This is a genomic window from Rhodanobacter denitrificans (assembly GCF_003335105.1).
Lineage (GTDB): Bacteria > Pseudomonadota > Gammaproteobacteria > Xanthomonadales > Rhodanobacteraceae > Rhodanobacter > Rhodanobacter denitrificans_A.
Genome location: NZ_QFWQ01000003.1, coordinates 671,770 through 693,777 on the forward strand (window position 1 = coordinate 671,770; position 22,008 = coordinate 693,777).

Annotated in this window: 18 protein-coding genes; 9 read left to right on the plus strand and 9 right to left on the minus strand. The window is 68.6% G+C overall.

All coding sequences use genetic code 11. From position 1 onward, the window contains the following. Window positions 1–20: 20 nt before the first annotated feature. Window positions 21–398, minus strand: a complete 378-nt coding sequence (locus tag DEO45_RS05425) for a YajD family HNH nuclease (RefSeq protein ID WP_114341249.1) — start codon at window positions 396–398, stop codon at window positions 21–23. Between the two features lie 161 nt (window positions 399–559). On the opposite strand from DEO45_RS05425, the gene DEO45_RS05430 reads away from it, so the two are divergent. The 6 genes from DEO45_RS05430 to DEO45_RS05455 all read left to right on the plus strand — a co-directional run bounded on the left by DEO45_RS05430 (window position 560) and on the right by DEO45_RS05455 (window position 6,360). Beyond that, on the plus strand, window positions 560–1,516 hold the full coding sequence (locus DEO45_RS05430) for an acetyl-CoA carboxylase carboxyltransferase subunit alpha (protein WP_114341250.1): 957 nt from the start codon (window positions 560–562) through the stop codon (window positions 1,514–1,516). A gap of 299 nt (window positions 1,517–1,815) precedes the next feature. Beyond that, on the plus strand, window positions 1,816–2,928 hold the full coding sequence (locus DEO45_RS05435; RefSeq protein ID WP_147269682.1) for a hypothetical protein: 1,113 nt from the start codon (window positions 1,816–1,818) through the stop codon (window positions 2,926–2,928). A gap of 180 nt (window positions 2,929–3,108) precedes the next feature. Next, a complete protein-coding gene (locus DEO45_RS05440) occupies window positions 3,109–3,846 on the plus strand; it encodes an NYN domain-containing protein (RefSeq protein ID WP_114341252.1) in 738 nt (245 codons plus the stop codon). Next, window positions 3,843–5,144 carry a tRNA lysidine(34) synthetase TilS gene (tilS, locus tag DEO45_RS05445; RefSeq protein WP_114341253.1) on the plus strand — a complete coding sequence of 434 codons (1,302 nt, stop codon included), beginning with the start codon at window positions 3,843–3,845 and terminating at the stop codon, window positions 5,142–5,144. Before DEO45_RS05440 ends, tilS begins: the two co-directional genes overlap by 4 nt. A 75-nt stretch (window positions 5,145–5,219) precedes the next feature. Further along, entirely contained in the window at window positions 5,220–5,477 is a 258-nt protein-coding gene (locus tag DEO45_RS05450; RefSeq protein WP_108472372.1) for an exodeoxyribonuclease VII small subunit, read from the plus strand. Next, window positions 5,461–6,360 (plus strand): polyprenyl synthetase family protein, encoded by a 900-nt coding sequence (locus tag DEO45_RS05455; RefSeq protein ID WP_114341254.1) that lies wholly within the window; start codon window positions 5,461–5,463, stop codon window positions 6,358–6,360. The genes DEO45_RS05450 and DEO45_RS05455 overlap by 17 nt, the downstream gene beginning before the upstream one ends. 64 nt (window positions 6,361–6,424) lie before the next feature. Here DEO45_RS05455 and DEO45_RS05460 read toward each other — a convergent pair whose 3' ends face one another. Both DEO45_RS05460 and pmbA read right to left on the minus strand, forming a co-directional pair. After that, a complete protein-coding gene (locus DEO45_RS05460; protein WP_114341255.1) occupies window positions 6,425–6,859 on the minus strand; it encodes a DUF4870 domain-containing protein in 435 nt (144 codons plus the stop codon). 125 nt (window positions 6,860–6,984) lie between these two features. Continuing rightward, the gene (pmbA, locus tag DEO45_RS05465) at window positions 6,985–8,352 is read right to left on the minus strand and encodes a metalloprotease PmbA (RefSeq protein WP_114341256.1); all 1,368 of its coding nucleotides are present in this window, start codon (window positions 8,350–8,352) and stop codon (window positions 6,985–6,987) included. A gap of 105 nt (window positions 8,353–8,457) precedes the next feature. On the opposite strand from pmbA, the gene DEO45_RS05470 reads away from it, so the two are divergent. Then, window positions 8,458–8,718, plus strand: coding sequence for a DUF1653 domain-containing protein (locus DEO45_RS05470; protein ID WP_114341257.1), 261 nt, complete (start codon window positions 8,458–8,460; stop codon window positions 8,716–8,718). A gap of 28 nt (window positions 8,719–8,746) precedes the next feature. Then, window positions 8,747–9,298 carry a ribosome biogenesis factor YjgA gene (gene yjgA, locus DEO45_RS05475; protein ID WP_114341258.1) on the plus strand — a complete coding sequence of 184 codons (552 nt, stop codon included), beginning with the start codon at window positions 8,747–8,749 and terminating at the stop codon, window positions 9,296–9,298. Window positions 9,299–10,022: 724 nt separating this feature from the next. On the opposite strand, the gene DEO45_RS05480 is transcribed toward yjgA, so the two are convergent. The 4 genes from DEO45_RS05480 to DEO45_RS05495 form a co-directional block, all read right to left on the minus strand. After that, a complete protein-coding gene (locus tag DEO45_RS05480) occupies window positions 10,023–11,408 on the minus strand; it encodes a cytochrome C (RefSeq protein ID WP_223250791.1) in 1,386 nt (461 codons plus the stop codon). A 163-nt stretch (window positions 11,409–11,571) separates the two neighbouring features. Beyond that, on the minus strand, window positions 11,572–13,011 hold the full coding sequence (gene tldD / locus DEO45_RS05485; RefSeq protein WP_114341260.1) for a metalloprotease TldD: 1,440 nt from the start codon (window positions 13,009–13,011) through the stop codon (window positions 11,572–11,574). A gap of 157 nt (window positions 13,012–13,168) precedes the next feature. Then, complete coding sequence (locus DEO45_RS16475) at window positions 13,169–13,408, minus strand: hypothetical protein (protein WP_147269683.1); 240 nt, start codon at window positions 13,406–13,408, stop codon at window positions 13,169–13,171. Between the two features lie 2 nt (window positions 13,409–13,410). Continuing rightward, window positions 13,411–15,648 carry a tetratricopeptide repeat protein gene (locus DEO45_RS05495; protein ID WP_114341262.1) on the minus strand — a complete coding sequence of 746 codons (2,238 nt, stop codon included), beginning with the start codon at window positions 15,646–15,648 and terminating at the stop codon, window positions 13,411–13,413. Between the two features lie 142 nt (window positions 15,649–15,790). Here DEO45_RS05495 and DEO45_RS05500 point away from each other — a divergent pair, with 142 nt between their 5' ends. After that, window positions 15,791–16,441, plus strand: a complete 651-nt coding sequence (locus DEO45_RS05500) for a hypothetical protein (protein ID WP_114341263.1) — start codon at window positions 15,791–15,793, stop codon at window positions 16,439–16,441. A gap of 110 nt (window positions 16,442–16,551) precedes the next feature. On the opposite strand, the gene DEO45_RS05505 is transcribed toward DEO45_RS05500, so the two are convergent. Together DEO45_RS05505 and rng are read right to left on the minus strand one after the other, a co-directional pair. After that, complete coding sequence (locus DEO45_RS05505; RefSeq protein ID WP_114341337.1) at window positions 16,552–20,454, minus strand: YhdP family protein; 3,903 nt, start codon at window positions 20,452–20,454, stop codon at window positions 16,552–16,554. A gap of 36 nt (window positions 20,455–20,490) precedes the next feature. Further along, a complete protein-coding gene (gene rng / locus DEO45_RS05510) occupies window positions 20,491–21,984 on the minus strand; it encodes a ribonuclease G (protein ID WP_114341264.1) in 1,494 nt (497 codons plus the stop codon). Window positions 21,985–22,008 lie beyond the last annotated feature (24 nt).

Genomic DNA, 22,008 nt, shown 5'->3' on the forward strand with positions numbered 1-22,008 from the left:
CATCGCCCGCAAGCGGGCTCCTACCGTTTGCCGCCCCGCTCCAGCATCGCCTTCAGGTCAGCGAACGGATTGCCGGTTGCCGGCGGCGCATCCTCCACCGCCAGCACCCCGCCACGCACGTGGTCGATGTGCCGCGCGTGCTCGTTGTCGTGGCAGTACACGCACAACAATTCCCAGTTGCTGCCGTCGGACGGATTGTCGTCATGGTTGTGGTTGCGGTGGTGCACGGTCAGTTCCTGCAGGTTCGCGCGGGTGAATTCGCGCGCACAGCGGCCGCACACCCATGGGTACATCTTCAGCGCACGCTCGCGATAGCCCAGTTCGCGCTGCTCGGCGGCGCGGCGGGCATCGGCCACGATGCGGTCGAGCCTGGCGTTGTCGATGGACTTGCTGGGCATGGCGCGGATCCGGCAAAACGGTCGTGGGATGAGCGGACGATAGCGCAATCATCCGGCCCGCGGCAGGCATCTGCCGACCCGGTCACAGCCATACGGCGGCGTTCTCGCGTTTTCCTGCGGGACGGTATACTGGGCCGCTTCCGTGCCATGAAAAGCAACGAATGAACCCCAACTTCCTCGATTTCGAACAACCGATTGCCGAGCTGGACGCGAAGATCGAAGAGCTTCGCCACGCCAGCCATGGCCAGGCGTTCAACATCGACGAGGAAGTCGGCCGCCTGCGCGAGAAGCTCAAGGTCAAGACCGCCGAGATCTTCCGCAACCTCAACTCGTGGCAGACCACCCAGCTTTCGCGCCACCCGGCGCGGCCGTACACGCTCGACTACATCGGCGTGATCTGCGAGGAGTTCCACGAGCTGGCCGGCGACCGCATGTACGCGGACGACGCCGCCATCGTGGGTGGCCTCGGCCGCATCAACGGCCGGGCGGTGGTGATCATCGGCCACCAGAAAGGCCGCAACACGAAGGACAAGGTGCGCCGCAACTTCGGCATGCCGCGTCCCGAGGGCTACCGCAAGGCGCTGCGCCTGATGAAGATGGCCGAGCGCTTCGGCCTGCCGCTGCTGACCCTGATCGACACCCCCGGCGCCTACCCCGGCGTGGGCGCCGAGGAGCGCGGTCAGAGCGAGGCGATCGCGCGCAACCTGCTGGAGATGGCCGAGCTGAAGGTGCCGATCGTGTGCACCGTGATCGGCGAGGGCGGCTCCGGCGGCGCGCTGGCGATCGGCGTGGGCGACCGCACCAACATGCTGCAGTACTCGACCTATTCGGTGATCTCGCCGGAAGGCTGCGCCTCGATCCTGTGGAAGAGCCCGGACAAGGTGAAGGACGCCGCCGAGGCGCTCGGCATGACCGCGCCGCGCCTGCTGGAACTGGGCCTGGTCGACAAGCTGGTGCGCGAGCCGCTCGGCGGTGCCCACCGCAACCCGCGCTCGATGGCGATCCGCCTGAAGGCCGTGCTGCTGAACCAGCTCGACGAACTCGAGGCGATGCCGGTCGCCGACCTGCTGCAGCAGCGCTACAAGCGCCTGCGCAGCTACGGTGCATATCAGGAATAAAACGGGGCCTTCCATTGCGCGTGGCCCCAGCCACACCCGCTTCCGGCCCGGCATTCCGGGGCAGGCCCTTGGCTGTCGACACCTTCGATAGCACCGTGTTAACGCGAAACACACCGCCACTTACAACGCTGGATCTACGGTCGGCGCTCCGTTGAACAGCAACGGTGATCCCCAAGGGCGATCAAGCGAACACGCGAAATATTCCAGCAGGATGCCTGCCCTGCAGGCCATCGCAACGGACTGTCAGGGGGAGCCTTTGGGTCTGCTTGTCGCGGTTTGACCCGAGTGGAGGGCTTTCCATGACACACGCTTCGCCAGCAACGACGATGCCACAGCGCGTACTGCTCGCGCTTGCCATTGCCACGGCAATCGGCGGCATTTTCTTCTCCCCGGCTGTGCCAGCCCGCGAGGAGGCGCGCCCCTCCCTCCTCATTGCGGATCAGTTCAACAATCGCGTCATCGAAATCGACCGCGACACTCATCGCGTGCTGTGGCATTTCGGCAACGGCTCGGACCTGCCCGGCCCGAGGAGCATCGTGGGCGTCAACGATGCCGAGCGCTTCGGCGCCTTCACGCTGATCTCGGGCACCGGCATCCCGCCCAGCAATCCCGCGCTCCCCGGCTGTGCCGACCCGATCAGCGGCTGTCCCGACAATCGCGTGCTGATCGTCGATCGCGGCGGGGACATTCGCTGGCAGTACGGCAAGGCAGGTATCACCGGTTCGGGCCCGAACGAGCTGAATACCCCGGTGCACTCCCTCTTCCTGACCAGCTTTCCGCATCATCCGGGTGCGCATGTGCTGATTACCGACCAGGGCAACCAGCGCGTCATCATGGTCAACCTGGGACACAAGATCGTCTGGCAATACGGCACCACCGGCGTGGCCGGCAATGGCCCGAACCAGCTCAGCAATCCCAACAGCGCGGAAGTGCTGGAAAACGGCCACATCCTGATAGCCGACGAAAGCAACAACCGGGTCATCGAGGTTACTCCCAGCCTGCAGATCGTGAAGCAATTCACCGCCATGGGCACGGTGAACGGCGCCGCATTCGCCAGCCGGCTGGACAACGGCGACACGCTGATCACCGACTCCAACAACAACCGCGCCGTCGAAGTCGACCGCAACGACCACGTCGTCTGGCAGTACGTCACCAACACCGACCCGGGCAGCAACCCCGCGCCGCTGCCAACCCGGGCACTGCGTTTGCGCAATGGCGATACGCTGATCAGCGATCAATTCAACCAGCGTGTCATCGAGGTCACGCCCGCGGGAAAGATCGTGTTCCAGCAGGGCGCGCTCAACGCGCCCGGCGACGGTTTCAACCAGCTCAACGGGCCCTACGACGCCAAGGCGGTCGGGGACTTTACCGGTATCACGCCACCTCATGGCTTTGACCACGGCATCCATTGAAACCCGGCGCATTGCTGCCGACCAAAGCGAAGCCCCGGCCCCTGACCGGGGCTTCGCTTTGGTCGGCCACCCATCTCGTGACTGGTCCGTGAAGGTGGCCCTCAAACCCACGAACAGCGTTGTGGCATCCCGGCAAGGCGCTACCATCCCTGTCATTCCTTTGCCGCCCAGGAGCCCGTCATGGCCCACGACAAGCTCGCCGTGCTGATCGACGCCGACAACGCCCGCCCAGCGATCGTCGAAGGCCTGCTCGCCGAGGTGGCGAAGTACGGCACCGCGCACGTCAAGCGCATCTATGGCGACTGGACCAAGCCCGACCTCAACGGCTGGAAGGAAGTGCTGCTGCGCCACTCGATCCAGCCGATCCAGCAGTTCCGCTACACCGTCGGCAAGAACGCCACCGACTCGGCGATGATCATCGATGCGATGGACCTGCTCTATGCCGAACGCTTCGACGGTTTCTGCATCGTATCCAGCGACAGCGACTTCACCCGGCTCGCCTCGCGCATTCGCGAATCCGGGCGCATCGTCTACGGCTTCGGCGAGAAGAAGACGCCCGAGCCGTTCCGCACCGCCTGCGACAAGTTCATCTACACCGAGGTGCTGGCCGGAACTGCCGAAGCTGAAACCGAGGCTGCACCAAAACAGCGCTCTGCGAAGGAACTGCGTGGAGATACGCGTTTGCTGAACCTGCTACGCAACGCGATCGAGGCCGCCTCCGATGATGACACCGGCTGGGCACAGCTCGCGCGCGTCGGCCAGATCGTCAGCAAGCAGTCTCCCGACTTCGACTCGCGCAACTACGGCTACGCCAAGCTTAGCGGTCTGATCAAGGGCATCGGCCTGTTCGAGACCGAGGAACGCCAGATCGGCAATGGCAAGCATCTCTACGTTCGGCCACGCGACAGCAAGAAGTGAGCAACCCGCTGCAAGCACATCTGCAGGCCTCCCTCGCGGCCATGCCGCCGGCCCCGCTGTGCGTCGCCTTCAGCGGCGGCCCGGATTCCACCGCCCTGCTGCACGCGCTGACGCAATTGCCCGAGGCGCGCAGGCGCGGCCTGCGCGCGCTGCACGTCGACCACGGACTGCACCCCGACAGCGCCGCCTGGGCGGAACATTGCCGACACTTCTGCGCTGCGCTGGGGCTGCCGTGCGAAATGCTGTGCGTGCAGGTCGAGCGAGGCGCCGGCAACGGCCTGGAAGCGGCCGCGCGCCACGCGCGCCACGCCGCACTGGCCGCGCAGCTGCGCGACGGCGAATACCTGCTGCTCGGCCACCACCGCGACGACCAGGTCGAGACCGTGCTGCTGAAACTTCTGCGCGGCGCCGGCCCGGAAGGGCTCGGCGGCATGCGCACGCTGCGCCCGTTCGGCCGCGGCCAGCTGTGGCGGCCGCTGCTGGCGTTGTCGCGGCAGCAGCTGCGCGACTACGTCGAGGCGCAACGGCTGGATGTCATCGACGACCCGTCCAACGCCGATACCTCGCTGGCGCGCAACCGCCTGCGCCACGAGATCCTGCCGCGGCTGGCGCCTTGCTGGCCCCAGGCGGCGGATTCGATCCTGCACAGCGCAGCGCTCTGCCGCGCTGCTGCAGAGGCGCTGCGCCTGCAATGGCTGACCGCGTTCGATGCCCTGCACGACCCGGCCAGTGGCAGCCTCGAAACCGCCGGCTGGCTGGCGCTGATGCCTGCGCTGCGCGAGCCGCTGCTCGACCACTGGCTGCACCTGCGTGGCCTGCCCGCGCCCACCAGCGCCCAACGCCGGCAGATCGAGCGCCAGTGCGGCGCACGCCCGGGCCGGTTGCCGTGCATCCGCTGGGCTGGCGCCGAGCTGCATCTCTGGAAAGGGCGCCTGTGGGCCCTGCCTCCGGAGCGCGCCGTCGACGCCGGCTGGCAGGCAACCTGGCACGGCGAGCCGCTGGCGCTGCCCGAGGGCGGCGAACTGTCGCTGACGGTCGAAGGCACCCGTCTTGCCGAGCCGCTGCTCGTGCGCCTGCGCCGCGGCGGCGAGCGCATCCGCCCCGACGGCGACGCGCATACGCGCGAGCTGCGCGACCTGTTCCAGCAGGCGCAGCTGCCGCCGTGGCGACGCAACGCCTGCCCGCTGCTGTACGCCGGCGACGAACTGGTTGCCGTGGCCGATCGTTGGATCAATGCCCGCGGCGCGGCGATTTTCCGCCAGGCCGGCGCATCGCTGCACTGGCATGCGGGACGCTGAGCCAGGTCACGCCAGCAGCGTTCCGCGGCGCGCGCAGATTGATTCCGGACGGCCGCTGCGCTAGCGTTGCGGGCCATGGCCAAGACCGTTCCCGCACCCGGCAAGACTCCGCCCGCCGCCGACTTCGAACACTCCCTCGACGAGCTGGAACAACTGGTCGCGAAGATGGAAGGTGGCGAGATGAGCCTGGACGAATCGCTGGCCTCGTTCGAACGCGGCATCGGGCTGTTCCGCCATTGCCAGCAGTCGCTGGAGCAGGCCGAACTGCGCGTGCGGCTGCTGCTCGACCCCGAAGCCCCCGACAGCGCCCAACCGTTTGAACCCGAACTCTGAGCTTGGTCCCGCCCTGCAAGCATTGATCGTCCGTGCCGAACAGGCACTGGACCGCATCCTGCCGCCGGCCGATCACTCCCCCGCCGAACTGCATCGCGCGATGCGCTACGCCGTGCTCGGCGGCGGCAAGCGGTTGCGCCCGCTGCTGGTCTACGCCGCCGCCCACGCACTCGGCGAAGACGGCCCATCGCTGGACGCCGCCGCCTGCGCGGTGGAGCTGATCCACGCCTATTCGCTGGTGCACGACGACCTGCCCGCGATGGACGACGACGCGCTGCGCCGCGGTCGCCCGACCTGCCACATCGTGTTCGGCGAGGCGATGGCGATCCTCGCCGGCGACGCGCTGCAGGCGCTGGCGTTCGAGATCCTCGCCGACGACGCCGCCCGACGCACCGATGCGGCCACCGGCATCGCCATGCTGCGCGCGCTGGGCCAGGCCTGCGGCGCCGAAGGCATGGCCGGAGGCCAGGCCCTGGACCTGGCCGCGGTCGGCCGCCCCCTCACGCTGGACGAACTCGAACACATGCACGCCTGCAAGACCGGCGCGCTGATCCGCGCCTCGGTACAGCTGGGTGCGCTCGCCGCCAGCGCCGATGCCGACACCCGGCAGGCGCTGGACCGCTACGCCCACGCGGTCGGGCTGGCGTTCCAGGTGCGCGACGACATCCTCGACGTGGAAGGCGAATCGGCGGTGATCGGCAAGACCGCCGGCAAGGATGCCGCCGCCGCCAAGCCCACCTTCCCCTCGATCATCGGCCTCGACGCCTCACGCGCCCGGCTGGCCGAGCTGACCGACACCGCGCTGGCCGCGATCGCGCCGCTGGGCGGGCGCGCGACGCTGCTGGAAGAGCTGGCGCTGTACGCCGCCCATCGCCACTACTGAATCGTTCCGCAGGCGCGGCAAAAGGCAGCCGCAAGGCTGCCTTTTTGCCGGAACAGCGCTGTCTCTACTTGATCAGCCGCAAGGTGAACGGGTACCGGTAAAGCGTCCCCTCATTCGCCTTGACCGCGGCGATGATGGTCAACACCAGCCATGCAACGCCGATGATCACCCACAGCGGAATCGCGATGATCAAGCCGATGCCCAGGGTCATGACGGACAGCAGGGCCAGCACCACGAACGCGATCGCCACGGTGATGTTGAAGTTCAGCGCCTCCTTGCCCTGGTCGGCGACGAACGGCATGGTGTCCCTCTTCACCAGCCAGATCACGAGCGGTCCGATGAAACAGCCCCAGCCGCCACCGAAGGCCCCGGTCAGAATGGCGCCGGCCAGCGCGGAAAGGTGCGCGAACATCGCCCATTGGCGCTCCTCGGCGGAAGGCGCCCCGGCCATCGGCTCGTTCGGCGAAGGCGGAATGACAGACTCGGGTGGAACGCTCATGCGCTTCTCCTGGTAGTCGGAACTTGCGTCGACGGCTCGCCGGTCGGCTGCCGGTGGTGCCGATGCTAGCAAGGCCGGAGACGCTTGCCGAGTGGACTTGCGGCACGGCCGAGACCGGCTGCGGACTACTCGCCCGCCACCGTCATCCGCTCCAGCAGGATCGACCCGGTGAGGATGTGCGAGCGCGGGTCGACATCGGCGCCTACCGCCACGATGCCGGCGAACATGTCGCGCAGGTTCGCCGCGATGGTGATGCCTTCGATCGGGTAGGCGATCACGCCGTTTTCCACCCAGAACCCCGACGCACCGCGCGAATAGTCGCCGGTGACGATGGACACGCCCTGCCCCATCACCTCGGTCACCAGCAGGCCGGTGCCCAGGCGCTGCAGCATGCGCTGGAAATCGCTGCGCTCGCCGTCGGCCGCGCCCGGCTCCACGATCAGGTTGTGGATGCCACCGGCGTTGCCGGTCGATTGCAGGCCCAGCTTGCGCGCCGAATAGCTGCCCAGCACGTAGCGCGCCAGCACGCCGCCTTCGACCAGCGCGCTGTCGCGGGTGGCCGCGCCCTCGGCGTCGAAATTGCCGGAGCCCTGCCCGCGCGGCAGGTGCGGCCGCTCGTCGATATTCAGCCAGCCCGGCATCACCGGCTTGCCGACATGGTCGAGCAGGAAGCTGGCCTGGCGGTACAGCGCGCCACCGCTGACCGCGCCGAGCAGATGGCCGACCAACCCGCGCGCCAGCTCCGGCGCGAACAGCACCGGGCACTGCCGCGTGGACAGGCTGCGCGCACCCAGCCGCGCCAGCGTGCGCTCGGCGGCCTTGTCGCCCAACGCCTGCGCGCTCATGAAATCGCCGGCCGCGCGCACGCTGTCGTACCAGTAGTCGCGCTGCATGCCGCCCTCGTCGCCGGCAATCAGCGCCAGAGACAGCGAATGCCGCGTGCCACGCTCGCGCCCCACGAAACCGTGCGAATTCGCATACACCGACAGCCCCTGCCCGGCCTGCACGCTGGCGCCGTCGGAATTGCTGATGCCGGCATGCGCACGGCCCGCGTCCTCGATGGCGATGCCCAGCTCGATCGCCTGCGCGGTGTCGATGTCCCACGGATGCCACAGGTCGAGGTCGGGGAATGCCGTGGCCATGCGCGCCGCGTCGGCCAGCCCCGCGGCGGGATCTTCCTCGGTGTAGCGGGCGATCGCGCAGGCCTGGTCCAGCGTCGCCTGGATCGAATCGGGATGGAGGTCGGCGGTGCTGGCCGAGCCCTTGCGCTGGCCGAAGTACACGGTAAGGCCGAAACCGCGGTCGCGGGTATGCTCCACCGTCTCCACCTCGCCCAGCCGCACGTTCACGCTCAAGCCCGTGTCGATGCTCGCCGCTACCTCGGCCTGGCTGGCGCCGGCGGCGCGGGCGCGGCGGATCACGTCCTCGGCCAGCCCGGCGAGGCGGTCGAGTTCGTGCAGGCTGGGGTCCGGGCTGATGGCAACTTCGCTCACGTCGGGCTTTCCTGGGAATTAGGCGGGTAGAATAGGCGGTTCGCAGCCGCAGGCACCCGACATGGGGCCACGGCGGCGAAATGAAAAGAGCTGCGGAGAACGCCCATGCAACCCACCGCCGGCATCTATCGCCACTACAAGGGCCAGCGCTACCGCGTGCTCGGCACGGCGCATCACAGCGAAACCATGGAGCCGCTGGTGGTCTACCAGGCGCTCTACGGCGACCACGGACTGTGGGTGCGTCCCGCCGCGATGTTCAGCGAGACCATCGAACTTGACGGCGAACCGATCGCCCGCTTCGCACTCGAGCAGGCCGACGGCGAGGCCGCCGGCGACGAAACACCCGGCAACAGCCGGCACACCTGACCCACCCGCTTTCTTCTGGAATGAACCCGTGAGCCCGAGCCGCAGCCGCAACCAGACCGAACTCGACGATGCGGACTACGGCCCCAGCCGCACCCAGCAACGCCGCGAAGCTCTGGCCATCCTGACCCTCGCCAGCCAGTTGATCGAACTGCCGCCTAGCAAGCTGGCCAAGCTGGCGCTGCCCGACGACGTGCGCCGCGAGATCGACATCACCCGCCGCATTACCTCGCATGGCGCGAAGAAGCGCCAGCTCGCCTTCCTCGCCAAGGTGATGCGCCGCTACGACGACGAGGACTTCGCCGCCGTGCGCGCCGAACTCGGCGAAAACCGCGAGAAGCAGCGCCAGGAAACCGCCGCGATGCACCGGCTCGAAGCGATGCGCGATCGGCTGGTCGCCGAGGATGAAGCGGCATTGTCCGAACTGATCGCCGAGCATCCGCAGGTCGACCGCCAGCACCTGCGCTCGCTGGTGCGCCAGGCGCGCATCGAGAAGGACGCGCCGAACAAGCCGCCGCGGGCGTATCGGGAGATCTTTCAGTTGTTGAAGGATCTGCAGGCGGGGGATTCGGCCGAAGGCTGATAAGAGGCACGCGCAGGAGCGCACCCCGTCCACAAGGGACTTCCTTTGGTCGTGCGCGATGCTCTTGCTCTACCGATTCTTGCATCGGCCCGCGTAAGGCGGGCATTGCCCGCCGGCTTTTCTCGCGTGTTACCTCGCATCGCTGCCTCTCGCAGGAATCAGCCCGCGGGCCATGCTCTCGCCTATTTTTTTCAGAGCAACAGCTTTCGCCCTCCTTCGGAGGCCTAGTTACTTCCTCTTTGCGTGGCCACGCGTACGCAGGATGCGTGCGCGAACAGCGAAGCTGGCCCAAAGGGCGGAGGGCAGGATGCCCGGAGTAAAGAGAAAGGCCACCCCGCTTGGCGCTTGCCACCCATCCATGGGTGGCAAGTCCGTGAGCCGGGGCCGGGCTTTTCGACCGGACTCCTGTCCGGACGAAATGGAATCGACATCCCGGTCGATTCCCGCTGCGCGGCCTATCGTCCCCGACTCACCGCCGCACAGGGGCCCCGGTAGAGCAGCGGGCGATCCTGGCCCGCACTACTCAGAAGAGCCAAAGCAACAGCAACAGCCTCCACGAAACCCGGGCGGTTCGCTTCGCCGCTCGCATGCGCTCCTGAGCATGCAAGGGGAAGGTGACTCGGCCGCCGCAGGCGGGCGAAAGCGCTGCGTTCTGCTCCGACAATCAGACGGCCAAAACACTCCATCGCAATCACCCTTCGACTTTGCAGCGCGGATGTCGTGCTCAGATCGCCAGCCACACGTAGCAGTAGAGCGTGTTGTTGTCCTTGGCGTTGCGCCCTGCTCCGTCGACGTCGTGCACCCGCCCGCTGAAACGGTTGAAGTAGGTGTATTGCAGGCCCAGGCGCACGTTGGCCCACGGTTGATGCCACGATGTGGACTGGCCGAACGGGCTGTAGTCGAGCTCGACGCTTTCGCCCTGGGTGTTCGGCGAGCCGTCGTTGCCGTAAAGCGTGACGTCCTTGCTGCCGTTGTAGACGAACGACGCCAGGGTCACGCCGTAGGTATGTCGGTACCAGTAGCTGCCCTTGAGGTTGAGCGACTGCAGGGTGTTGTGCAGGTTGTCCGATCCGCCGCCGCCCCAGGTGGCGTCCAGCTTCTGGCTCTCGTGGACGTACAGCCCGTCGACGGTGATCGTGTGGTCGCCATTGACGTACATATAGCTGGAATCCACGCCGAAGTCGCGGAACCGGTCGGTCGGGCCGGGCAGCGCCACCGAGTCACCGATGTCGTTGGTGCCGACCTGCCCGCGGCGCATGTTCAGCATGAAGCCGCCGACCGAGAAGCTGCCGGTGGGCAGGTTCCAGGTGTAGGCCAGGCGCGCATACGGCGTGACCCCGCTGAGGCGGCCGTCGAAGTGGGCATTGACGTGGTGCAGGAACGCCGACGACAGCGAGCGATAACCGCCCAGCTCCATGTACCAGGCGCCGTCCAGCTGCATGTAGGCGCTGACGCCGACCACCTGCCCCGCCAAGCCGCCGAGCAGCATCGGCTGCGCAGGCGTCCCCGGAGCCAGATCGGCCGACATGTAGGGGTACTTCCAAGCGGGTGCGGTATTGAACACGTCGCTGACGGTGGGGTTGTTGTTGAGCGAGATGCCCCAGATGCCGCTGTGGCTGCCATGGCTGAACATGCGCGCATAGCGCCAGTCCATGTTGTCCCAGCCAAGCAGGCCGCCGTTCTCGGAGTAGGTGGCCTGCGCGAACACGCCGATGTGCTCGCTCAGGCGGCCGGCGAGGAACGCCGAGACCTGCTGCAGTTCGGTATTGTTGTTGGTGCCGAAGCCGTTGGCCGGAGCCGCCGTCTGGGCTTTCTGCGTGTGGGTGAACGACTCGACCAGCATTGCCGACAGCGGCACGTCGGTCTGGTCGCCGACCTTCATGGTGTAGCCCATCAGCTTGAACTGGCGCCCGAACTGGGTGAGTTCCGGCCCGAAGCCGCCCACGTGGCAGGCCACGCAAGGCTGCTGGGTCTGTCGTGCGTACGAAGGCACCGCCGATGCCAGGGTGGGTATGCCCAACCATGCGAGCGCGACCAGCACGATCCAGCGCGGCGGTCGAGATAAGGCGGCGAACCAGCTCGAAACAAGGCTATTCCGGCGAGTATCCATGTACATGCTCCCCACGATTCCAGCGTGATGACTGGGTGTGAGTGCAGTCTTGGTCTAGCGGATGCGCCGGATATTGACTCCAGTCAAAAGTGGGCCTTCCGGCACTGGCGCGGAATGTCGCAGCCTGGTGATACCTGACACGTGTCGCCGTTGCCGGCGAGGCTCAGGACGCCGTACCGCCGACTGTCATCGAGTCGATCTTCAGCGTCGGCTGGCCCACGCCGACCGGCACGCTCTGGCCGTCCTTGCCGCACACGCCCACGCCCTCGTCCAGCGCCAGGTCGTTGCCGATCATCGAGACGCGGTTGAGTACCTCGGGGCCGCTGCCGATCAGGGTGGCGCCCTTCACCGGGCGGGTGATCCTGCCGTCCTCGATCAGGTAGGCCTCGGATGCGGAGAAGGTGAACTTGCCGTTGGTGATGTCGACCTGGCCGCCGCCGAAGTTCGGCGCGTACAGGCCCTTCTTCACCGAGCGGATGATCTCGGCCGGGTCGTGCTGGCCGGCCAGCATGTAGGTGTTGGTCATGCGCGGCATCGGCAGCGCGGTGAACGATTCGCGGCGGCCGTTGCCGGTGGGGGTCATGCCCATCAGGCGGGCATTGAGCTTGTCCTGCATGTAGCCTTTCAGGATGCCGTCCTCGATCAGCGTGGTGCACTCGGTCGGGGTGCCCTCGTCGTCGATGCTGAGCGAACCGCGGCGGCCGGCAAGCGTGCCATCGTCGACGATGGTGACGCCCTTGGCGGCGACGCGCTGGCCGAGGCGACCGGCGAAGGCGGAGCTGCCCTTGCGGTTGAAGTCGCCTTCCAGGCCGTGGCCGATCGCCTCGTGCAGCAGCACGCCGGGCCAGCCGGGGCCGAGCACCACAGTCATCTGGCCGGCGGGCGCGTCGACGGAATCCAGGTTCACCAGCGCCTGGCGCACGGCTTCGTCGGCGAAGCGCAGAGCGCGGCCGTTCTCGATCAGCTCGCGGTAACCGTAACGGCCGCCGCCGCCGGCGTAGCCCTGCTCGCGGCGACCGTTGGCTTCGGCGATCACCTGCACGTTGATGCGCACCAGCGGACGCACGTCGGCGGCGAGGGTGCCGTCGGAGGCCGCGATCAGCACGGTGTCGATGGTGGCGGCCATGCTGACGATGACCTGTTTGATGCGCGGGTCGCGCGAGCGCGCGTACGCATCCACCTCGCGCAGCAGCGCGATCTTGTCCGGGTTGGGCAGGCTCTCGACCGGGTCGATCGCCGGGTACAGCGCCCGCGAGCCATTCAGCGCCAGCGGCTTGCCGACACCGCGGCCGTCGTGGGCGATCGCGCGCGCGGCCTTTGACGCTTCCAGCAGTTGCGGCAGCACGATCTCGTCGGAATAGGCGAAGCCGGTCTTCTCGCCCGAGATCGCACGCACTCCCACGCCCTGCTCGATGGAGTGGCTGCCGTCCTTGACGATGCCCTCCTCCAGCGTCCACGACTCACTGCGCGAATGCTGGAAGTACAGGTCGGCGGCGTCGATCGCGGGGCCCATCAACTGTGAGAACACGCGGTCGAGGTCGCCGGTGGCGAGGCCGCCGGGAGCCAGCAGCTTGTTTTCGGCGAGGGTGATCAGGGAATCCATGCAGAAACCAATGCAATACAGTGAACCTATGATGGTGGCATACCGCCCGGTTTCAACGCATGGCATTGCCGCGCACCGCCAAGGCCCGGCAACGGGACCGGGTCTTCAGGAGCTTCAAGTTGGCGAACGGACGCGAGCAGCGGGCTCGCCCCGGCGATCAGTTCTGCTTTGGCGGGTTCACCACAATGACGAGGCAGAGGGGGGAGTGGCGCTCGACGGCGATGCTCCTGATGTCGGCAAGGTCGAAACGATAGATCGTCGGCTCGGCTCTGCCCTTGGACCCGGAGGCTCCCCGCCCGGATTCGCGAGCCTCACGTCGCCGCGGTGCGGCGGCCTGCTTGCCGATGGCGGGGGTACTGGCGGCGCGTAATTGTTCGCGATTGAGCTTGGTTGCCATGGTCATCCTCCGGCTGAGTACCCCGCACTCGAAGGCGGGGCGGGTGGTTCCGTGCCCCGGGACGTGCCCGCCGGCGGCGGCGGAGACCACAAGCCCAGGCGACGGAAGGTGTAGTTGCTGGAGATCTGGGTTTCGGCGATGCCGGCGGCGCGCGCGGCCTGCAACCGCTGGCGGGCCGCACCGGGATCGCCCAGCAAGGCAAAGGTTTCCGCATTGAACAAGGCTACTTCGCCGGGCTGGCCGCCCAGCGCCTCGGCGCGCACGGCCAGCTGGCGAGCTTCGGCCGGGTCGCCAAGAATCGCCCGGTACAGGCCGAGCAAGGCGACAGCCTGGGCGTCATCGGGCTTGGCCCGCAGGTAGCGTTCGGCGCGCGAGGCAGCTGCCTCGAACGCCTTGCGCGTGTCGGCAGGATTCGACGCCGGGTCCGCCCGCAAGGCCTCTCCCAGGTTGCCCCAAGCCCTGAAATCGTCGGGGGTCAGCGTCGTGGCCTGGCGCCGCAGCGCCACCGCGGCGGCATAGTCGCCATGCTGGTACCTGAGCTCGCCGAGGTTGGTCAGCGTGTCCGCCGCCGGACTGATCTCGATGGCGCGCTCCAGCGCCTGCGCAGCGGCCGCGTTGTTGCCCGCCCTCATGTACAGGGCGCCCAGCGTGCCCCACCGGTCCGCGTTCTTCGGGTCCAGCTCGACGGCGCGGCGATACGAGGCCACGGCCTGGGGAATCTTGCCGTCGAGGTACTGCTGGTAGCCGATCGAGGCATGGATGTAGGCGTCGTCGGGGCGCAGTTTCAGCGCCTGCTGGAACTCCGCCAGGGCAAGGTCGCCGTGCCCTTGCGCCGCGTAGACACTGGCCATGCCCACGTGCGCGTACATGGCCTGGCCCGGCGCCTGTACGCTCTTGCGATAGTGCTGCAACGCGCGTTCGGGATCACCGGCGACGCGGTACAGGTCGCCCAGCGCCTGGTCCACCTCCGGCGCGCCCGGATCCATCCGCTCGGCCTGCTGGCAGGCCGCCTTGGCGTTGTCCAGCGCAGTCGGACTGCGCTGGCTCTGGAAGCGCCAGGTCTCGGCGTGGCAGATGCCCGCCTGTGCCTTGGCGAACCCGCTGTCCTGCTTCAGGGCCTGGCCGAAGTGCGCGATCGCCTGGTCGGCGGCATCCGGCTGGTCGGGGTGCCGCAGCAGTTGCATGCCCTGCAGGTAGGTGTCGAACGCCGCCTCGCTGCGGGTGGCGGCCAGGCGTTTCGATAGCGCGCTGTCCTCGCCTGGGATCGCGCCCAACAGCGCATGCACCACCTCTTCGGCGATGTCGCTCTGGGTGTCGAAGACGTCGGAAAGCTCGCGGTCGTAGGTGTGGCTCCACAGAGTGAAGCCGGTGGCGGTGTCGGTCAGCCGCGCCGTGATGCGAAGGCGCGCGCCTTCGCGGCGCACGCTGGCGCTGAGGATCGAGGCCACGCCCAGCCGGTCGCCCAGCGCCCTGGCGTCGACGGCATCCCTGCTGGCGGCGGGGGACACCGAGGCGGCCACCTTCAGGCCCTTCACGCCGGCCAGCGCGTCGCGCATTTCCTCAGCCAGCCCTTCGGCGAAGTAGTCGTCACCGGGCCGGCCGCTGAGGTTGGCGAACGGCAGCACGGCCACCGAGGCCGCGACAGGCCGGGGCGGCGGCTTGTGGCGCTGGATGGTCAGCCACGCAGCCAGCCCCGCCAGCAACACGATCGCGCCCAGCATAAACCAGCGCCCCGGCCTCGCAAGGGCAGGCCCCTCGGCGCTCCACATCCGCGGCGTTTCCGGCGGCCGACTGACTGGGAACGGCGCAGGTTCGGCGGCCTCGGCCGGTAGCGGCACGGTGACGGCCGGTGATGGTGCCTCCTCCGGCACCGCGGCCGCGGCGTCATCCACGGTGCCGTCCAGTTGCCCGATGAAGCTGTAGCCCAGGGCATGTCGTGTCTGGATGTAGCGCGGCTGCTGGGGGTCCTCGTCCAGCGCATGGCGCAGTTGGGCAATGACGCGGGTCAGCACGCCCGGAGTGACGTGGCGGTGGCCCCAGACCTGATCGAGCAGGTCGTCGCGGCCGATCAGTTCGCCTGGGCGCTGCAGCAGCGCCAGCAGCACCGCGAAGGCTTTCGGCTCCACCGGCTGCGGAACGCCGGCCCGCAACAGGGTGTGCGCGGCCGGATCGACCACGATGTCGCCGAAGCGATAAGGCGCAGCCCCCCCGTTGCGCGCGCCCGATTCGGTCCGATCCATCGGGAAGCCCTCAGGCGATCACACAAACCTCAGTGTTCGCTCATGCAAGCCCTGCATCTCCATCATGACTCAAAACGGCCGCGGGATGGAGTCTTTCCCCGCGCCGCAAGTCGCGGCGCATCAACCCGTCCGGAGGCACACCATGTACGCCCAGATCGCCACCCTGAACCCCCTGCCCGCCGCCCTGCAGTCACCCGCCTGGGCCGGTTCGCGCCACCCCAACCGCCGCCGCCATATGGGCGATTTCCTGATCCGGGCCGAGGCACTGGCCCATTTCAACCAGTTGCTGGCCCGGCTGCAGCACTTCCCGCTGGACCGGGACCAGCTGGCCACGGCCTCGCGCGAGCTGGCCGGCACGGCTTCGCCGACCCGATCCGCGAGCATCCACCAGCGGCTGCAACTGGCCGACGCCGTCGAACGAATGGTCGGTGATACCGCCTGGCAGCCGGCCGACGAAGTGATTGCTCCGGCCCGTATGGTGATGGACTACGTGCACGGACGGCACACGCTGATCACGGGCAGCCTGCCGCCGGTAAAGCGCCTGGACGATGCCATCCTGGTCGAGGCCGCCTGGCCGCAACTGGCCGGCGAGGTGGACAGCTACCTCGACTTTTGCCGCCTTCGTGCGATCGAAGCGGAGCTGCGCGGCTGCGCGGTCGGCCAGCTCAACTTCGCCCGCGCCGACTGGCTGCAGGGCCGCCACGCCGAAGCCGGGCTGATCGCCCATTGCCGCCAGGTCGGTGAGAGCAGCTACCTGCCAACCCCGGCCACCCGCAGCTTCCGCGTGTACTGAACCGCCATGCGGCCGTGCCATGTGCCACGCCACAGCAGAGGCCAGGCTCAGCGCCCCGTCAGGGACGTTGAGCTTGGCCTTGCCGGGCGGTCACGCGCGGGATGTTGCCTTCACGGCGACGAGGAGGCAGCGGCTGGATGCGCTTCGGGCAGCGGCGTGGTAACCGTCGGCGCCGGCTTCGCGCCGAGCAGCAGTGGCGGCGTGGCCGGAGCCGGAGCTGTACTGCCGCGCTTCTCGACCAGGGTGATCACCGGCTTGTCCCAGCTGCCGGTGATCCTGTAGCGCGCGCTGGCAGCCTGGTTCAGGCCCCGGCCGAGGATGCCCTGCACCGCAAAGCCCGCCGCCGCGCCGACCGGGCCGCCGACCACCGCGCCGACCAGCGGCAGGCTGTTGCCGACATGCGGCACCACCACCATCTGCTGGTCGTAGTCGCGCACGCGCAGCCCGGTGCGGCCGTTGACGCTGACGTTCGCGGCCGGCCCGGCGATCACCAGGTTGTCGGTGACGGCATTGCCGTTGGCCAGCTTGAAGTCGCCGGTGATCGAGTCGAACGCCAGCCCCTTGCCGAACACGTCGCCGAAGTCGAGGGTGAGCCTGCGCGGCAACTCGGCCAGCGAGACCAGCCCGAGCAGCCGCCCCACCCCGGGCGAGGCCGCCTCGGGGATACGACCGTCGCTGACCTGGATGGAGAGGGTGCCGTCCATGGTGGCCAGCGTCAGGTCGCTGGGCGCGCCGGGCCAGCTGGCGTCGAGCTGGTCGCGCGTCTTGCCGCCGTTGACCAGCCCGTCGTAGCCGAACGCGCCAAGCATCGCGCCGAGATCCTCGGCGGCGAAGCTGATCTTCATGTGCGTGCGGCTGTTGCTGGCGTTGCCGTTCCAGTCGCCGCTGGCATTGACCTGCACGCGACTGGACAGTGCGCGCAGTTGCTCGATGCGCATGCCCTCGGCGGTGGGCCAGGTTTCCAGCCGGGCTTCGCCGAGCTTCGATTCGCCCAGGCGCAGGTCGCCGACCCACAGATGGAACGGCGGCAGTGCCGCCGGATTGATGCCGGTGTTGGCGGGATCGCGCGACGGCGCAGCGGCAGTGCCGGCAGCCGGTGCCGGCGTCGGGGGAGCCTTCGGCCAGTACAGCCGCTGCAACCGCGCGGTGACGCCGCGCTTGTTGAGCTCGCCGGCCGGCACGATGAAGTTGCCGGCCATCGCGGGGCCGTCCACGTCTATGCTGAGCGCGTCCGGCTGTGGCGTGGCGTGCAGCTTCAGCGCGCCGAGCGGGCGACCGAACCATTCCGCCTGGTCGGTACTGACGTCGAGGCTTTCCAGCCCCGGGCCGTTGCCACCGCTGGCCGCGACCGAGTGCTGCACCCAGCCGGTGACGTCGAGCTGGCGAGCATGGCCGCGGATGCGCAGGTTGCGCGGCGGCAGCGTCTCGGGCATCTGGTTGCCGAACGCCAGGGTGCCGGCCAGCGGCCGCTGCTCCCCGTCGGCCAGGCGCAGGTGCCCGCGCATCACCTCGCCCAACCCGAGCCGCAGATCGCTGCCGGCCACCGGCAGGCTCATCGTCAGGTGCAGCGGCAGGCTGTCCGCGGCCGGCTTGCCCAGCGGCGCCGGCAGCCCCAGCGCGATGCCGTCCAGCGCGGAATCGACACTGAGGGTCTGCGCCAGCGCATCGCTGCCGGCCACGCGCGCGATGCTGAAACCGATGTCGAAATTGCTGCGTCCGTCGGCCAGCTTGCCGATCCAGTCCAGCGACGGATAATCCTGCACCAGCTCGGCCATGCGGTAGCTGCCCTGCAGCTTCGCCGCGAGGATCGTGGCCGGGTCGCCGGTGGCGCCGGCGATCGCCAGCCGCAGCTTCGACGGCTGGCCGCGGAAGCCGGCGTCCAGCGGGCCGGCCTGCAGGCCGTGCAGGTCGAACGTCAGCGGGCCGTTGAGCTTGTCCAGCTGGAGGTTCCATGCCGACGCGGTGAGATCGGCGTCCTTCAGTTGGGCGGTGCCGCTCAACTGTGCATCAGCGACGTCCTTCAGCGGCATGGCGAGATGGAACTCGAACGTGCCGCTGCCGCCCAGCTTCAACTTGGCCAGTGTATCGGCCTCGTGGCTGGCGATCGGGCTGCGGCGCGCAAACTCCAGCAGGCTGGCGCCGCTGCCGCCGCCCTGTACGTTGAGGTCGAGCAGGCCGTCGTGGAAATCCGGGATCAGCGCCACCGCCTGGCTCGCCTTCACCCCGAGCGACTGGCCACCACTGGCCTCCACCAGCATGCCGTTGTCGATGAAGTTGGCCACCGCGCTGACATTTTCGGCACGCGGCCAGTCCTTGCCGTAGTCGAAGGTGAGGTTGCTGACCGCCGCGCGCGCCTCGAAACGGCCCTCGTTATGGCGGAACGGCCAGTCGCCGAGATCGCCGCGCAGCAGCACCTGCGCCTGGTCGAGGTGGCCGGACACCAGCGCGCGGTCCAGCCACGCAACGGTGGCCGGCGACATCGAGTCGACCGGCCAGAACAGCTTGGCGGCAGCCACGTCGGAGGGATCGAGCGAAGCGTACAGCTCCAGGAACGGGTGGCCGCCCTGCGCCGGCAGCACCAGCTCGCCGCGGGCCTGGCCGGCGTAGCCGACGCCGGTGAAATCCAGCGCATCCACGCCGACGTGCCAGTCGCCGTCCTGCGGCCAGGCGGCGAGCGTGCCGGACAGTCGGGACAGCACGAACGGCTGCCGGAACGTGTGCGGGAACGCCAGCGTGACGGCCTGCGCCGGCAACTCCAGCGACAGCGCGCCAGCGTCGCCGCGCAACTGGCCATGCAGGTCGCTCACGCCCGGCAGCTTATCGACCGGGTCGATGCCCAGGCCGCTGAACGCCACGTCGACCGCGTACACGCCGTCGGCGCGGCTCCATTGCAGCGCGACCCGGTTGAGATCGCCTCGCGGATGGCCATTGCCCAGCCACTGCGCGAACGTCGGCGGCAGTTCCGGCAGCAAGGCCAGCCACGGCAGCAGCGGGGCCAGCTGCAGCTCGCGCGCGGCGACGCCGGCGCTGGCCTGCGGCGTACCGGCCTGGTGCAGGCTCAGCGCCAGCGCACTGCCGTCGTCGCCGGCCCAGCGCACCTGGTAGCCGTCACCGGCCTGATGCACGCCGACCAGCCCGTGCAGCGCAGCCACGCTGGCGCTGGCGCCGGCGGGCGCGCGCACCGTCAGGGTGGCCAGGTCGAAGCGGGTCAGGCTGCGGGTCAGCCGGCCCGCACGCCAGTCGAGCCAGGCGCTCAGCCGGCCGCTGCCGTGGTCGACCGCATAGCCGCCCATGTCGACGCCGTCCAGCAGCGGCTTCAGCTCGGCGCTGTCGACGTCGACCCAGACCTGGCCCGCGCTGCCGTCCTCGCGGAAACGGCCGGCGGTGCGCACGGCGGCGTTCACGCCGTCGCGCCGCAGCACGCCGCCGAAACGGATCTGGCGGCCCTGGTGGCTCAGCCGCAGCTGCTTCGACAGCAGGGTGTAGCGCTTGCCCAGGGTGGCGTCGTTGACCACCACACGCAGGTCTTCCAGCCACAGGTCGACCGACAGCCGGCCCAGCGACAGCGGCTGCCGGCTGCTGCCGCTGGCGAGGCCGATGCCGTTGACGTGCCAGCCGGCGGCATCGTGCAGCAGATCCAGTTGCAGACCGCGCGCGTGCAGGTTGAGCAGGTGGCGGGAGGGCAGCAGCCAGCCGCCAAAGTCGAATTTCAACTCGGATTCGGGCAAGCGCAGCACGGCACCCGTCTCGCCCGGCGCCGCGCCGATGCTCACCCCGTGCATGACGAACGCCGGACCGGTGGCCGTCCAGCGCCCTTCCATCGAGGCGAAGCTGACCGGCCTCTGCAGCCGTGCGCTGAGCTGCGCGGCCACCCAGTCCGGGTGCCTCGCCAGCAGCGGCAGCAGCAGCTGGGCGAGTGCCGCCAGCACGGCGAGCAGGATCAGCGCGATCCCGGCAACCCACCCCGACGCACGTGCGCAACCATGCAGCCGTCGCTGCCATGACGCGTTCACGCGCGGCGGCCCCACAGGGACTTGCAGCCGCCGGATTTACAGCAAGACGACATCAAACTGTTCCTGCGAATAATGCTCTTCGGCTTGGAAGCGTATGCTCTTGGAGATGAACTCTTCCAGTTCCGCGACCGCGCTGGATTCCTCCTCCAGGATCCGGTTGACCACGGCGGGATTGGCCATCACCAGCAGCTTCTGCGCGTTGAACTGGCGCACCGCGCGGGTGATCTCGCGGAAGATCTCGTAGGTCACCGTCTCGGCGGTCTTCAGCACGCCGCGGCCGTTGCACGCCGGGCACGGCTCGCACAGCTGGCGGGCCAGGCTTTCGGTGGTGCGCTTGCGGGTCATCTCCACCAGGCCCAGCGCCGACATCGGATACACCGTGGTCTTGGCGTGGTCGCGCGCCAGCCCCTTGCCGAGCATCCGCAGCACCTGCCGCTTGTGCTCCTCGTCGTTCATGTCGATGAAGTCGATGATGATGATGCCGCCCAGGTTGCGCAGGCGCAGCTGGCGCGCCGCCGCCTGCGCGGCCTCCAGGTTGGTGCGGTAGACCGTCTCCTCCAGGTTGCGCGTGCCGAGGTAGGCACCGGTGTTGACGTCGATGGTGGTCATCGCCTCGGTCTGGTCGACGATCAGGTAGCCGCCGGATTTCAGCGGCACCTCCTTCTTCAGCGCGCGCTGCATCTCGTCCTCGGCGCCGTACAGGTCGAAGATCGGCCGCTCGCCGTCGTAGTGCTCGATGCGGTCGTCCAGGCTCGGCATGAACTTGTGCACGAACCGGGTCACCTTCTCGAAGGTCTCGCGCGAATCCACGCGTACTTTCTCGATGTCGTCGTTGAGCATGTCGCGCAGGCTGCGCAGCGGCAGCGAGAGTTCCTCGTACACGCGCTCGCCGACCTTCGCCTTCGCGATGTTCTCCTGCACCACCCGCCACACCTTGCCGAGGTAGGTCACGTCGAACGCCAGCGACTCCGCGCTCTGCCCTTCGGCATTGGTGCGCACGATATAGCCCAGCCGGCTGTTGCCGGGCGCGTCGTCGCCGATCAGCGGGGTCAGCACCTCGCGCAGCCGCTGCCGCTCGGCCTCGTCCTCGATCCGCGCCGAGATGCCCAGGGTGCGCGCGTACGGCAGCAGCACCAGGTAGCGCGAGGGAATCGACAGGTGCGCCGACAGCCGCGCGCCCTTGGTGCTGATCGGGTCCTTGACCACCTGCACCACGATCTCCTGGCCTTCGTGCACCAGTTCGCTGATCGAGGGCATATGGCCATTGCCGTTGCCGTTCGATTCGGCGCCCTCGGCCGGCGCCGGGCGCACGATGTCGGAGGCGTGCAGGAACGCCGCGCGCTCCAGCCCGATCTCCACGAACACCGCCTGCATGCCCGGCATCACCCGTTGCACGCGGCCCTTGTAGATGTTGCCGACATAGCCGCGCCGGGACGCCCGCTCGACGTGCACCTCCTGCAGCATGCCGTTTTCGACCACACCGACCCGCGTCTCGCGCGGGGTCACGTTGATCAGGATTTCTTCACTCACCGCATACTCCCCGGACAGGTGATC

Coding starts and splice junctions, on each gene's coding strand:
- DEO45_RS05460 (WP_114341255.1), bottom strand. CDS start 6,859: ATGAGCGTTCCACCCGAGTCTGTCATTCCGCCTTCGCCGAACGAGCCG.
- DEO45_RS05430 (WP_114341250.1), top strand. CDS start 560: ATGAACCCCAACTTCCTCGATTTCGAACAACCGATTGCCGAGCTGGAC.
- DEO45_RS05470 (WP_114341257.1), top strand. CDS start 8,458: ATGCAACCCACCGCCGGCATCTATCGCCACTACAAGGGCCAGCGCTAC.
- DEO45_RS05450 (WP_108472372.1), top strand. CDS start 5,220: ATGGCCAAGACCGTTCCCGCACCCGGCAAGACTCCGCCCGCCGCCGAC.
- DEO45_RS05435 (WP_147269682.1), top strand. CDS start 1,816: ATGACACACGCTTCGCCAGCAACGACGATGCCACAGCGCGTACTGCTC.
- DEO45_RS05480 (WP_223250791.1), bottom strand. CDS start 11,408: ATGGATACTCGCCGGAATAGCCTTGTTTCGAGCTGGTTCGCCGCCTTA.
- DEO45_RS05440 (WP_114341252.1), top strand. CDS start 3,109: ATGGCCCACGACAAGCTCGCCGTGCTGATCGACGCCGACAACGCCCGC.
- DEO45_RS16475 (WP_147269683.1), bottom strand. CDS start 13,408: ATGGCAACCAAGCTCAATCGCGAACAATTACGCGCCGCCAGTACCCCC.
- DEO45_RS05495 (WP_114341262.1), bottom strand. CDS start 15,648: ATGGATCGGACCGAATCGGGCGCGCGCAACGGGGGGGCTGCGCCTTAT.
- tldD (WP_114341260.1), bottom strand. CDS start 13,011: ATGGATTCCCTGATCACCCTCGCCGAAAACAAGCTGCTGGCTCCCGGC.
- DEO45_RS05500 (WP_114341263.1), top strand. CDS start 15,791: ATGTACGCCCAGATCGCCACCCTGAACCCCCTGCCCGCCGCCCTGCAG.
- DEO45_RS05425 (WP_114341249.1), bottom strand. CDS start 398: ATGCCCAGCAAGTCCATCGACAACGCCAGGCTCGACCGCATCGTGGCC.